This is a genomic window from Caballeronia sp. HLA56 (assembly GCF_054655155.1).
On the sequence record NZ_BAAHOB010000001.1, the window covers coordinates 959,444 to 972,221 of the forward strand.

Sequence of the window (12,778 nt, forward strand, 5' to 3'; positions counted from 1 at the left end):
AAAGTCCGTGAAAGATGGGCTCAGTCGCCGTAGACGTCGAAGTCGAAGTACTTGTGCGCGATCTTCTGATACGTGCCGTCCGCGCGCATGTCGGTCACGGCCTTGTCGACCTTCGTCTTCAGCGCGGCATCGTCCTGGCGCATGCCCATGCCCACGCCGTGATCGCCCATGGAAAGCGGCGCGCCGACGAACGCGAAGCCCGCGCCGCGCGCGGTCTTCAGGAAGCCGTGCTCCGCTTCGACGGAGCCGAGCAACGCGGCATCGAGCCGGCCCGCGACGAGATCGTTGAACACACCCTCCTGACTCTGATACGCAACGATTTCCACGCCGCCCGGCTGCCAGTTCTTCATGGCGTAGGTCTCGAACTGACTGCCGCTTTGCACGCCGACGTGCTTGCCGGCGAGACCCTGCGCGCTCGGCGCGAGCGACGCTCCGCTCCTTGCGATCAGACGTGAGCGGAACTGGAACAGCTTCGTCGAAAATGCAATCTGCTTCATGCGCTTGTCGGTGATCGCCATCGACGACATGATCCCGTCGATCTTGCGCGCTTGCAGCGCCGGAATCATCCCGGAGAATTCCAGCTCGACCCACTGGCAGCGCATCGCGATGCGGCGGCAGATTTCATCGCCGAGATCGACGTCGAAGCCCGCGACATGGCCGTCGGGCGTCTTCACATCCATCGGCGGATAACCAGGGTCGATGCCCAGGCGCAAGGTATCGGCGTCCTTCGCGCTTGCAACGAACGGAGACATCGCAAGCGTGGCGGCAAGAGCGCTGCTGAGCATGAACGTTTTGAACATGGGTCGGCGGGATATTTTCGGGATTGGAGCGCTCATGCTAAGCGGACAAAGCGCCCTTAAAAAAGAGGCATTTTAATTATCATGATCACTTTTCGAGATCGCCGATGGAATTGACGCTGACCCAATTGCGAATCTTCGTGGCCGTTGCAGAGGCGGGCAGCCTGCGCGCGGCCGCGCGGCGTCTGACAATTGCGCAGAGCGGCATCACTCAGCAGTTACGCAAGCTGGAAGCGCTAGCGGGCGGGCCGCTTTTCGAACGCGATGTACGTGGCGTGCGGCTGACGAGCGCCGGCGAACGCCTGCGTGTGCGCGCCGATCTAATACTCGGCGAATGTGCGAAGACCGAAGAAGAGATGCGTCAGATGCGCGGCGAATTAACCGGCAGCGTTGCGCTTGGTCTGGCAGCCGATGCGACCATGCGGCTGTTTCCCGCGCTGCTCGCGAGCTTTAGAGAGCGCTGTCCGCGTATCGATGTGCATTTGACGAGCGCGACGTCGCGCGTGCTGACGTCATGGGTGCGCGAGGGACGGCTCGATTTTGCCCTCGCACTCATTGCGCCCGACGCGGACATCCATGATATGGAGACGACACGGCTTTTCGATTCCAATGTCGCGGTGATCGCGCGGAAGGGGCATCCGCTTGCACGCGCGCGCAAGCTTTCGAGTCTCTGCAATGCCGAGTGGGTGAGCACGCGTCACGCGGGCAACAAGCTGTCCGCGCTATTCGATACGGCCCGGCTCACGCCGCCCGACGTCGCGGTAACCACCGAAGCGGTCTTCGACACGCTTCATTGCATTACCGCAAGCGACTACCTCGCGCTCGAACCGGCGAGCCTCGTGGCGCATCCGTTTTTTCGGGAACACATCACCGTGATCCCGATTGCCGAACGCGCCGCGCCGACGCCCGTCTGCCTGCTTCGAAGAGCGGGCGTGCCGCTCACGCCCGCGGCGCAAGAACTCGCGATGATGGCCGTATCGTTCGCGCGAATGCTCCCGCGCGCGGCGGATCAACGTGCCGAGTGACGCGCAGATGAACCCTTCGATGCAGCGCTGGCGTTCTTGCGCCGCGTTGCCCAGCCCTTCTTCGCGGCAGCCGAGCGATCCGCCGCCGAGCGCCGGCTTGCGCTTGCATGCGCCTGCCGCGACAGCGACTTGTGCGATGCCGCCTTCGTGCTTTCGCGCTTCAGCACGCGCGTGGACGTCGCGGAACGCTTTGCCTTCGACTCCGTGCTCGGACTCTTTCTCGTGCGATGCGCGGCTTTCGTGTCTTGTGCGGCTTTCTTGCGCGTGGCCTCGGACGTGGTGGCCTTCTTCGGCGTCTTGACCTTTACGCCGGAGCGGCGGGCTTCGGATAGACCGATGGCGATGGCCTGCTTCGCGGACTTCGCGCCATGCTTGCCCTCGCGGATGTGATCGATCTGTTCTTTCACGAAATTGCCCGCCTGGGTGCTGGCGGACTTGCCTGCGCGCTTCGCCTTGGTGGCGCTTTCGACGGTTTTCTTTTCGGGCATGTCGGTACTCCTTGGGAAGTTGACTTGCACCGGGAGAGGCAAGCAACGCACGTGCCCGCCTGCCGCTTTCCCTTACTGAGTAAGACGCAATACACCCAGGTTGCCCGCGATCTGCTGGAAGATCTGATTGAGCGTTGCGTTGTCGGGTGCGTGATAGTAGTTGCCGCTCGTCGCGCAGGATTGCATCGTGTTTTGCGCAGCCACGCTCGCCGAGTCCGTCCCGTAGGTGCCGAAAGTGATCGCGTAGATGATGATGCCGCTGTTCTTCATTGCCTGACAGATACCGAGCTGGAACGTATTGACGTCGTCCGGGCTGGACACCAAACCGTTCAGCGCGTTACCCGTGGAGTCGTACACCGTCGGCGACTTGAGCGTCTGATTGCCGAGCGCGAGCTGATTGAAGAACGGCTGCGGCATGGTCCCCGACGGATCGCCGGGATCGTTCTCGCCGTCGGTCAGAACGATAGCGACACGCTGCAACCCTTGCGTCGTTTCCGGACGCGGCAGCGTGCCGTCGTTCGAAATCCAGCCGTTGTTGCTGCCCGCCACCGACTTGGACCAGTCCGATGAAAGCATGCGCCAGCCCCACAGCAGACCTGTCGGAATCAGAGTCGAGCCATTGGCCACCATGTTGTTGATGGCCGTCGTCAGCGCGTTCTGGTCTTGCGTCAGGAACACGGCAGGCTGGATGGAGCATGGCCGGCTGTCGTAGTCGCTGCCATTCTGGTCATAAGTGACCGTACCCGAATACGGATACTGCGCCATGAAGTTGGTCGGCACCGTGGTCGGCGTCTTCGACTGGCAAAGCCCCGGCGATGCGTAGTAATACGCGTAGCTGAGCGGCACGCCCTTCACGACCGTCGTGCCGTTCTTCTGCAGATTACAGTTGTTGTCGTAAGTCTGGACCGTGAAGCCAGTAGACGGCACGTTGAAATACCAGGGCGTGAAGCCCGGCGAATCCTTCGGCGCGTAAGCCTTCGGATAGACGTTGCCGGCCGTGTCGCGTGGCTCGACCGCGCATCCACCCCACTTCGACATCGACATGTTGGTGGGGTTGTAGGCGAACTGCTTGCTCGTGGTCTGCGTCATCCAGGTTCCGCTCGAACTGAGTGCCGAGCCGACGTTCACCATCGTCGTGAACGGCACGAGCCCGATATACGAGTCGTTGCCCTGCACGCCAAGGATATTCGCCACGAGCGAGTTGGCGGCATCCTGAAGGCCGCTCAGCTTGCTCGTCTTGCCGCCCTTGGCGGCGGCGGAAGCCATCGAGCCCGTGTTGTCGAGAATCAACGCGAGTTCGAGCGTGCTCTTGGGCACGCGCAACGCCGTATTGCTCGCCGAGATAGTTTGCGTGCTGGGCAAGGTGCTGCCCGAACTTCCGGAGCCCGAACCCGATCCACTCGACGATGTCGACTTGGTGTTGAGGAAGGTCGGCGCGTAGAGCGGCACCGAACCCGATGCCGACAGCTTGATGACCTGCCCGGTGGCTGGCGTCCCGCTCACCGACGCCGCGAAATTCTGGTCGGGCATGGTGAGCGACATGTAGCCCGTCGGCATGTTCGCGTTGTAATAGGCGCGCGCGTCGGCCTGCCATGCAGCGAGGTCCGCGCTCGTTGTCATTGCATAGTGCGAGAGGTCGGCACCGGCCGAAAGCGTCGCCACGTCGAGCGCCATCTGCATGCGGCCCTGCGTCTGCGCATAGTCGATGGTGTCGATCGCCGTGCACAGCGTGCCGATCATCATGCTCGCGGTCACGGCGAACAGCACGGTCAGCGCGCCCTCGTCGCCACGCACGAGTTGAGCGAGCGTGCGGGGTGCGGCGGGACCACCGAAGTTGGCGAAGAACGGCGCGCGCAGCGCGGGCGTCGCGCAGAAGGAAGCGCCGCGGCGTGTCGGAAAGAGTCGGCGTTTCATCAGGAGCTCGCCAGGTCGAGCGGCTGGCCGGTTCGCGAGCGCACGTAGATGCGTTGATAAAGCGTCTGCGTGCCGACCGAGTTCTTCCAGAATGCGGAGGTCATGGCAAACGGGTTGAACTGGTAGTAGATCTCGACGATGATCGCCGAGTCGCCCGCGCGAAACGGCCAGGTCGACGGCAACGGCGCGGTGCTCGACACCTTGGTCGTCAGGCCCGACAAGTTCCACGGCGCCGATGCGCGCCAGTGAACGACGGCCTTGCCGGGATCCGTCCCCGGCTTGCCCGGCGGCAAGACGCAGGTCGTGGCATTGGTGTCGCACACCGAGGTGATGATGACCGCGCCCTGCCCGTTGATCGTATTGGGTGCGGCGAGCAGCGTGGCCGCCGACCACAGCGAACCGAGGTTATTGGCGTTGCTGGTGGAATTGTCGTTGATGACGCGCGGCATCTGACCGAGCGAATCGGCGAGTGTGAAGGTCGCATGTTCCAGCACGCTCACCGCGCGCAGATACATGTACGCTTCGACGAAGCCGGTCAGGATCAGCGCCATCAACGGGAAGATGATCACGAACTCGATCGTGACGCTGCCGCGCTTCGAGCGCCACAGGCGGGAGAGAAAGCCGCGGCGGCGCGACGCGCTGGCGGCCCCGGAAGCGGATGAGCGAGCGTGGGTCATTTTTCGTTCTGCACGATGTAATTGCGCTGGAACGTCAACTGGTTGACGCCGAAGATACGGGGAATGCCGGTGATGGGCGGCATGGTCAAGGTGATGTTGTAGGACACGACATCGCCGAAATTGCCCATGCTGCTCTGGTAGTTGCTCGTGCCCACGTTGCTGTAAGTCCCGTAGGTCAGCGTATTGATCGTTATCGTCGCGCCGATGTTGGTCCAGCCGCCGAGCATGTTGTTGATGAGGTTCTGCGCCTGCTGATCGCGCGTTCCGCTCGCCGGCGCGCTGGTCGTGAGCCCGGCGCGCGACGCTTGCTGCGCGGCGATCTGCACGGTGGCGTCCACCATCATGTCGAGACCGAATTCGATCGTCGCCAGAATGAGGATGAACGAGAGCGGCGCGAGTATCGCGAACTCGATCAGCGAGCTGCCGCCGTCATCGCGCAAGAAGCGCGACACGTTGCGGTGTGCCCGGGCATGAAGCACGGCGCTCATCTAAGGCTCACGGCGGCCACCGCCGGCGCAGCGACGGGCGCCACGCTTGCGTTGGAGCCGCTGGTGGCCGACGCGCCCGAAGTGCCCGAAGCGCCGATACGCTGGCGCTGCAGTTCGTAGAAGCGCAGGTTGTCCTGCACCGACGCCTTCGGCAAATCGCGGCTCAGGATTTCGGCGGCGGCGTCATCGTTGCCGAGCAGACCGTAAGCAAGCGCGAGATCCTGGCGGGCTTGCGGCGGCGCGGCGGGAAAGCGCGTCACGTCGAGCAGCACGTTCGCGCCATCGCGCGGCTTGCCCGCCATGATGAGCGACGTGCCCAGGTTCACGGAAAGCGAGGTATCGCCGGGATTGCGCTTGAGCGCATCGCGCAGCACGGCTTGCGCCGTCGCGTGGTCGCCCTTCATGTCGTACGCGGCGCCGAGACCGGCGGCCGCAAGCGGATCGTCCGGGCTTTCGGCGAGCACATGCCGATACGTCGCGATGGCGTCGTCGAAACGGCGCTGATGAATCGCCACGCGCGCCATGCCGATGAGCGGCGCGGGGGCGTTTCCGTCGATGGCTGCCGCCTTGCTGTAATAGACGCCGGCGCGCGTAAAGTCGCCCACCGAGTAGAGCGTGTTGCCAAGGCCGGTCATGGCTTCGACCGAACGCGGATTCGCCCGCAGGATCTTTTCGTAGATCGTGGTCGCCATGTCCATGTTGCCGGATTCGAGCGCGGATTCGGCGATACGCAATTCGCTCATCGCACCGGGAGCGCCGTCCTGCGAAACGGAGCGCATGCCGGACACCTGATGCGAGGTCGTGGCAGTGGTCGTGCAGCCGCTCGCGACGAGCGCGATGAGCACCGCGCCGGCAAGCACGGGAAGGCGGCGAAGATAGAAGTCGGTCTTCATTTGGTTTTGGCGATAACGTCCAGTAGTTGGAGCACGGCCGGCCCCGCGGCAATCACGACAATGGCCGGGAGAATGAACAGCATCATCGGCACGACCATCTTGGGGGCGAGCTTTGCGGCCTTTTCTTCCAGCGAGACGATGTGCTGCAGACGCTCGGTACGCGACAACGTGCGCAGCGCCTGCGTGATCGGCGTGCCGTAGCGCATCGACTGAGTGAGGGTGGAAATGAGCGCGCGGATCGAAGGCAGATCGATGCGCTCCGCGAGCCCGTTCAACGCGCGCGTGCTGTCGCCAGAAAGCTTCAGTTCGTCGGCGGTAAGGGAAAATTCGTCGGAAAGCGGCGGGCAGATGCTTGCGAGTTCGTCGGCCACGCGACGGATCGACACGCCGAGACTATTGCCCGCGTTGGTGCAGATCACGAGCAAGTCGAGCGCGTCGGGCAGCGAGGCGGCCATCGCCCTGCGGCGGCGGGCGCCCACGAAATTCAGCAGATATTCCGGAACGATCATGCCGACGATGAACACCATCAGCATCGCCGCGCCGCGCACCGCGGGATACGCGCCGATCATCGGAATATGCGAGCCCAGCATGACCGTGAGCGTCGCACAGATGAGCCCCACGCAGAATTTCGACGCCAGCAGAACCGAGACGGCGAGATTGCTGCGATAACCGCTTCTGATCAGCTCCTTGCGCAACTTCAGGCGATACTTGGCGTCGAAGAGCGGCAGCTTGTCGCCAATGCGCGCGAGACGGCGCATCACGCGCGCGCGAAAGTTGAGTTCGTCGTCGTTGCCGGTAGCAAGGTCGATGCGCTCGGCATGCGCCGCGAGCCGGGTGCGCTCCGCAATGCGGCCGCGCTGGCCGCCATGGCGCGTCAGCCACCAACCCGCGAGCCCGGCAAAGAGCGCAATCAGCATCAGCAGGTTAATGAGCGTCTGGATCTGTTCCGGGTTCATCGCGAGGTATCCAGCTTCGAAATCTTGTTGATGACCATGAGTCCCATGACGATCGAGATCACGGCGAAGGTCAGGAGCTTGCTGCCGCTATCGGTGTTGGTGAGCACCTTCATGTAGTCGCGGTTGAGGAAGTACAGGCTGCCGATAATGCAAGCGGGCACCGCCGCCAGAATCTTGGTGGTGATGCGCGCCTCGCCTGTGAGCGCTTTGGTCTTGACGCGAATCTCGCGGCGCGTGCGCACGATATTCGCCAGGTTTTCGAGCGTTTCGCCGAGCTGACCGCCGGTTTCCCGCTGCAGGAGCAGACACACGCAGAAAAACGAGAAGTCCGCGATCTCGATCCGCTTGACCGCCACCGTCAGCACTTCCTCGAGGTCTAGACCCACTTGCAGGGAATCGCTCATGATCCTGAACTCGCTCCTGAGCGGCTCGGCGCATTCGTCGGCTGCCGTGGTGATGACGTGCGTGACCGGCACGCCCGCACGCACCGCGCGCACGATCAGATCGATCAGTTCCGGGAAGCCGTTGAGAAAACGGCGGCGAAAGCGCTCCACGAGAAAGTTGTACGCCTTGACCAGCGTGAAGACCGGCAGGAAGACGATCAGAAGCGGCTGGACGAAACTCGGCAGCGGCATGATGTCCACCATGCCGATGGCGAGCAGCTCGCCGAGAATCGCCGCGACGATCACGATTCGCATGCCGTTCTTCCCCGCCACCGTTTTCAGGCGCGAGACCTTGGGCCCGAGAAAGCGCGAGTACACGCTCTCCTGCTTCTTGACCTTGAACAGATTGATCTCGTTCTTGCTGGCGTTCTTCTCGGGCGAACCGTGCATCTCGAACGATTCGCGCATGCGCGTGCGAATGCGCGCATGCGGCTGGTTATTCCGCATGTCCTGCACGATGAAAAACATCATGCCGCCGAGAATTGCAATGACGAACGCGCAGATCGTGACGAGGTTGATCGTGTTCATGGCTGCATCGCCTCGAGCAATGCATCTTCGAGACCGTAGTACTGTGCGCGCTGCGAGAACGCCGGGCGCACCGCCGCCGATTCGTACGCGCCCTTCACTTCCTCGCTGTAGGCGGTTGCGTCGTAGCGGAACGTGAACAAGTCCTGCGTGATGATCACGTCGCCTTCCATGCCCACCAGTTCGGTGATGCGCGTGACGCGGCGCATGCCGTCACGCATCCGCTCGATCTGCACGATCAGGTGCACCGCGCTCGCGATCTGGCGGCGAATGGACAGGAGCGGCAGATTGCCGTTTGCCATCATCACCATGCTCTCCAGACGCGTGATGCCGTCGCGCGGCGTGTTCGCGTGGATGGTGGTCATCGAGCCGTCGTGGCCGGTGTTCATGGCCTGCAATACGTCGAACGCTTCGGAGCCGCGCGTTTCGCCGAGAATGATGCGGTCCGGGCGCATCCGCAGCGCATTGCGCACGAGGTCGCGCTGCGTCACGGCGCCGAGACCTTCGGCATTCTCGGGGCGCGTTTCCAGGCTCACGACGTGCGGCTGCACCAGTTGCAGTTCCGCCGCGTCCTCGATCGTCACCGTGCGTTCGCCGTGACCGATGAAGTGCGACAACGCGTTGAGCAGCGTCGTCTTGCCCGAACCCGTACCGCCCGACACGATGACGTTGAGCCGGCACGTGCTCGCGAGTTTGAGCACGGTTGCCATCGCGAGGGACATGTTGCCCTGCTGCGCCATGCGGTGCAGCGTGATGTTGCGCTTCGAAAACTTCCGAATGGAAATCGACGCGCCATGAATCGCGAGCGGCGGGAGCACGACGTTGACCCGGCTGCCGTCCGCGAGACGCGCATCGACCATCGGGCTGCTTTCGTCGACGCGCCGCCCCACGCCCGCCGCAATCCGCTGCGCGACGTTGGTCACGTGCGCGTTGTCGCGGAACTTGCAGTTCGTGAGTTCGAGACGGCCGTGGCGTTCCACATAGACCTGATCGGGACCGTTCACCAGCACGTCGGTGATGCTTTCGTCGGCGAGCAGCGGCTCGATCGGCCCGAGGCCGTACATGTCGTTGAGCAGTTCGCCCACGATCTGCTGCTGCTCGGACATCGTGACGTTCAAACCTTCGCGCTCGGCGATCTCCATCACGAGCTGCTCGATGCCCGGCTTCATCTGCTCGCGCGTCTTGCCGACCACCACCGATGCGTTCATCGAACCGAACACGCCTGCGCGAATCACCTTGAACAGATCCGAGCGCACCAGCGATTCGCTGCTCTCCGCCACGTGCAAGCGCGCGGGCGCGTCCGCCACCGGAATGGCCGGCTCGGCAATACTCGCCTGGTCGGATGCTCCTTCTTGAGCCAGTGCAAATGCAGAATGCGTCGCCCGGGATGCCTGCTTCTGCCCGAACATCAGCCTCTCCTCAGACTGAACTTGCGCAGCAAAGAGCGCCCGGCGGCAGCTTGCTGGCCGGTGAGATCGCTCGCAATACGCGTAATAGCCTGATTGAACCCGTTCGGCGTCTTATCTCTGGGCGCTTCGCCAAGGTTTTCGGCGGTGGCGAGCGCCTTGGCTTCGAATTGGATCTCATGCAGAACGGAGCGGCCCACCGCCGACATGAAGTCGTTCGGCTGCACCTTGCCCGCACTCACCGCACTCGGGTTATTGAGCAGGATCGAGGTCGGCGGATTGTTGTCGCGATTCTCGATGTAACGCAAAAGGCGGATCGACTCGCGCGTCGAATGCACGGAACGGTCGGTCACGAGATACGCGCGGGACGCATGGTTTAACGCTTCCTGCGACAACGGCGCGCTCGGATTGCCGATATCGATGATCACATAGTGAAAGCTGTCGCACAGCAGTTCGATCACGCGGGCGAGCGCACCGGGCTTGTACGGCGGCTCGGCGCCGTAGTCGATATCCGCGGTGAGCATGAACAGACGGCTGCCGTTCGCCATCAGCGTGCGCTCGACGTATTGGGGATCGAGACGATGCGCGTTTTCCAGCACGTCCGAAAGACCATTGTTGCTCTGCGTGCCGAGCATGCAGTTGGCGGCGCCGCCCGTCAGGTTCAGATCGACATACGCGACCCGCCGATGCGTGGTGTCTGCCAGATGTCGCGCAAGATTGAGCGCGAGCGTCGTCACGCCGACGCCGCCGCGCGTGCCCGCGAACGCAATGGTCTTGCCCGTGCGCGTGAGCGTCACCGGCGTCACCTTGCCGTCGGCGGTGTTGACGGTGCGCTTGAGCAACTCCACCGTCAGCGGCTTGACGAGATAGTCGTGCACGCCGATCTTGAGCAGACTGCGAAACAGGCCGACGTCGTTGCGCTCGCCAATGCCGATCACCTGTACCGAAGGCTCGCACACTTCGGCAAGCCGGCCGAGGTCGGACAGAGGCATCGCCGAGTCGTGCAAATCAACCAGCAGAAACTGCGGCGAACGCTCGAGCTTGGTGACATGCGAGATGGCTTCGTCGATACTGCCCACCGCGATATGCGCGTGCGGCAACGCCTGCTCCAGCACGAAGGCTTTCAGAACCTGCTCGGTCTGGCGGTCGGCGACGAAGGCGATGAAGTCCGCGGCCCGCACGGCGGACTTGCCTTTGATCAACGAGAATTCAGTGGTGCTCATGGCGTCGGTGTCTCGAAGGCGCGCTTACTTGCCGTTGCGCGTAGTCGTCGTGGTGTCGAGCGGAATCACTTGACCCGTCTCATAGCGATGCACGGCGCTCGCGGCGACCGCGGCATCGGCGGGGCCGAGCGTCTGCGGATTCACGAGGTCTTGCGGGTTCGCGACCTGCGCCGCGAGGTTGGTGTAGGTGGCACAGCCCCATTGCATCGACGGGCGTCGCACGCCGGAATCGAACAACAGCGAGGCGCGCGTGAGTTTCTCGCAGTCGGGCGGCACGGCGGCGTTGCCGTCGTAACCAATGACGCGTGAATCGGGCATGCTCACGGGCGGCTTGATGAAGCAGCCAGCAAGCGGCAAAGCGAGCGAGCAGGCGGTGAAGAGCGAAATGAAACGTGCGTGGTTCATGGCATCAGGCTCAATAGACGTAGCCGGCCGCGCCGACGAGACGAGGGTTTCCCGGTGCCGATTCGGTGCCCCCAAACATTCGGGCGAAACCATATTCGATGTCGCCGCTCGGCGACACCAGCGACTCGATCGGTGTGCGCAGCTTGGCCGGATCGGTCGGCTCGACGATATACGGCGTCACCATGATCACGAGCTCGGTCTTGTTGTTCTGGTAGTTCGACGAGGAAAACAGCTTGCCGAGCACAGGGATCGAGCCGATGCCGGGTACTTGCGATACGAGGTCGGTCGTATTGCTCTGGAGCAGCCCGCCAATGGCGAAGCTCTGACCGCTCGCCAGTTCGACGGTGGTATCCGCGCGGCGCACCGAAAGGCCCGGCACGGTCACGCCGTTGGTCGTGACGCTTGCCGTCGTGTCGATCTGGCTGACTTCCGGCCGCACTTTCAGGCTGATGCGGCGGTCGTTGAGCACGGTCGGCGTGAAGTCGAGCTTGACGCCGAACTGCTTGAATTCGACCGTGATCGCGCCGTTGATCTGCGACACCGGAATCGGAAACTCGCCGCCCGCGAGGAAGCTCGCCGTCTGGCCCGAAAGCGCGACGAGATTGGGCTCGGCGAGCACCGTGAGCAGGCCTTCCTGATTCAGCGCATCGACAAGCGCGCGGATATCGGTGTTGGCCGTCCGGAACCCGCCGAACAGCGAGTAAGCGTTGTTGGTCGCGAGATTGAGCGGATAGGTCACCGAGCCCGACGAAGTCGTGATGGGCTGGTTGTAGTTGTAGATCTGACGGCCGCTGAAGATGCCGCTATACCAGTTGCCGGCCGCGCTGCCGATAGCCTGCCAGTTGATGCCCCACTGCTGCGTCACGTTGCGGTCCACTTCCGTGATCCGCACCCGCAGTTGAATCTGCAAGGGCTTGTCGATGGTCATGCGATTGACGAGCACTTCCTTGTCCGCGAGCATCGGCGTGATGGCCTGCACGACCGTATCCGCCTCGGCGGGATTCTGCGCCTGCCCCGTCAGAATGAGCGAGCCCTGTATGCCGTTCACATCGATATTCGTGTTGGGAAAGCGCGCCTTCAGCATGGCGCGCAACGCGACCATGTCGCGCGTCACGACAACGGTCTTCTGAAAGATCGGCTTGTTGTTCGCGCCGAGCGCGTAGACCGTGGTGGAACCGGCCTTCTTGCCGAGCACGAAGACCGCGCGCGGCGACGGCACCTGCACATCCGCGACGCTCGGGTCGGCCACGAACACCGAAACGGCGTCCTCGGGCAGATGAAGCATCGAGCCTTTGCCTGCATCGAGTGCGAGTACGCCCTGGCTTGCCTCGGCGGTAGCGGCACCTTTAGACGGCACGGCGCCCGCGCCCGGACGAGCCGCGACGTTGATCACCTGAGCGCCGGCGGCATGCGCGAGCGGCGTCAGGCCGAATGCCGCGCACACGAGCGCGAGCAGGCTCGCCGCGGTGGGCAGCATCGGCGTCGATCTCGAACTGAACTGCGTTTTCATGACTATCTTTTCCTTGGTCGCCGGATCA

General features: G+C 63.3%; 13 protein-coding genes. 1 reads left to right on the forward strand and 12 read right to left on the reverse strand.

Annotated features, from left to right (window positions below; all coding sequences use genetic code 11):
* Nucleotides 1-20: 20 nt before the first annotated feature.
* The gene (locus ACYQ47_RS04445; RefSeq protein ID WP_459904597.1) at nt 21-785 is read right to left on the reverse strand and encodes a transporter substrate-binding domain-containing protein; all 765 of its coding nucleotides are present in this window, start codon (nt 783-785) and stop codon (nt 21-23) included.
* Between the two features lie 119 nt (nt 786-904).
* Between ACYQ47_RS04445 and ACYQ47_RS04450 the strand changes: the two genes are divergently transcribed.
* Nucleotides 905-1,822, forward strand: coding sequence for a LysR family transcriptional regulator (locus ACYQ47_RS04450; RefSeq protein ID WP_459904598.1), 918 nt, complete (start codon nt 905-907; stop codon nt 1,820-1,822).
* Here the strand turns inward: ACYQ47_RS04450 and ACYQ47_RS04455 are convergent.
* From ACYQ47_RS04455 to ACYQ47_RS04505, 11 genes are all read right to left on the reverse strand, one after another.
* Nucleotides 1,807-2,310, reverse strand: coding sequence for a DUF6496 domain-containing protein (locus tag ACYQ47_RS04455; protein ID WP_250467337.1), 504 nt, complete (start codon nt 2,308-2,310; stop codon nt 1,807-1,809). The two genes, ACYQ47_RS04450 and ACYQ47_RS04455, sit on opposite strands and share 16 nt — an antisense overlap.
* Nucleotides 2,311-2,382: 72 nt before the next feature.
* Nucleotides 2,383-4,224, reverse strand: a complete 1,842-nt coding sequence (locus tag ACYQ47_RS04460) for a TadE/TadG family type IV pilus assembly protein (protein WP_250493553.1) — start codon at nt 4,222-4,224, stop codon at nt 2,383-2,385.
* Nucleotides 4,224-4,901, reverse strand: coding sequence for a TadE/TadG family type IV pilus assembly protein (locus ACYQ47_RS04465; RefSeq protein ID WP_250493554.1), 678 nt, complete (start codon nt 4,899-4,901; stop codon nt 4,224-4,226). Before ACYQ47_RS04465 ends, ACYQ47_RS04460 begins: the two co-directional genes overlap by 1 nt.
* Nucleotides 4,898-5,389 carry a TadE/TadG family type IV pilus assembly protein gene (locus tag ACYQ47_RS04470; RefSeq protein ID WP_250510183.1) on the reverse strand — a complete coding sequence of 164 codons (492 nt, stop codon included), beginning with the start codon at nt 5,387-5,389 and terminating at the stop codon, nt 4,898-4,900. The genes ACYQ47_RS04465 and ACYQ47_RS04470 overlap by 4 nt, the downstream gene beginning before the upstream one ends.
* Nucleotides 5,386-6,282 (reverse strand): tetratricopeptide repeat protein, encoded by an 897-nt coding sequence (locus ACYQ47_RS04475; protein ID WP_310393528.1) that lies wholly within the window; start codon nt 6,280-6,282, stop codon nt 5,386-5,388. The genes ACYQ47_RS04470 and ACYQ47_RS04475 overlap by 4 nt, the downstream gene beginning before the upstream one ends.
* Nucleotides 6,279-7,238, reverse strand: a complete 960-nt coding sequence (locus ACYQ47_RS04480; RefSeq protein WP_244829399.1) for a type II secretion system F family protein — start codon at nt 7,236-7,238, stop codon at nt 6,279-6,281. The genes ACYQ47_RS04475 and ACYQ47_RS04480 overlap by 4 nt, the downstream gene beginning before the upstream one ends.
* Entirely contained in the window at nt 7,235-8,209 is a 975-nt protein-coding gene (locus ACYQ47_RS04485) for a type II secretion system F family protein (protein WP_244829398.1), read from the reverse strand. The genes ACYQ47_RS04480 and ACYQ47_RS04485 overlap by 4 nt, the downstream gene beginning before the upstream one ends.
* Nucleotides 8,206-9,615 carry a CpaF family protein gene (locus ACYQ47_RS04490; RefSeq protein WP_250510185.1) on the reverse strand — a complete coding sequence of 470 codons (1,410 nt, stop codon included), beginning with the start codon at nt 9,613-9,615 and terminating at the stop codon, nt 8,206-8,208. Before ACYQ47_RS04490 ends, ACYQ47_RS04485 begins: the two co-directional genes overlap by 4 nt.
* Nucleotides 9,615-10,835, reverse strand: coding sequence for an AAA family ATPase (locus tag ACYQ47_RS04495; RefSeq protein WP_459904599.1), 1,221 nt, complete (start codon nt 10,833-10,835; stop codon nt 9,615-9,617). Before ACYQ47_RS04495 ends, ACYQ47_RS04490 begins: the two co-directional genes overlap by 1 nt.
* 24 nt (nt 10,836-10,859) lie before the next feature.
* Nucleotides 10,860-11,240 (reverse strand): CpaD family pilus assembly lipoprotein, encoded by a 381-nt coding sequence (locus ACYQ47_RS04500; RefSeq protein ID WP_244829395.1) that lies wholly within the window; start codon nt 11,238-11,240, stop codon nt 10,860-10,862.
* A gap of 10 nt (nt 11,241-11,250) precedes the next feature.
* Nucleotides 11,251-12,750 carry a type II and III secretion system protein family protein gene (locus ACYQ47_RS04505; RefSeq protein WP_250510186.1) on the reverse strand — a complete coding sequence of 500 codons (1,500 nt, stop codon included), beginning with the start codon at nt 12,748-12,750 and terminating at the stop codon, nt 11,251-11,253.
* Nucleotides 12,751-12,778: the final 28 nt, after the last annotated feature.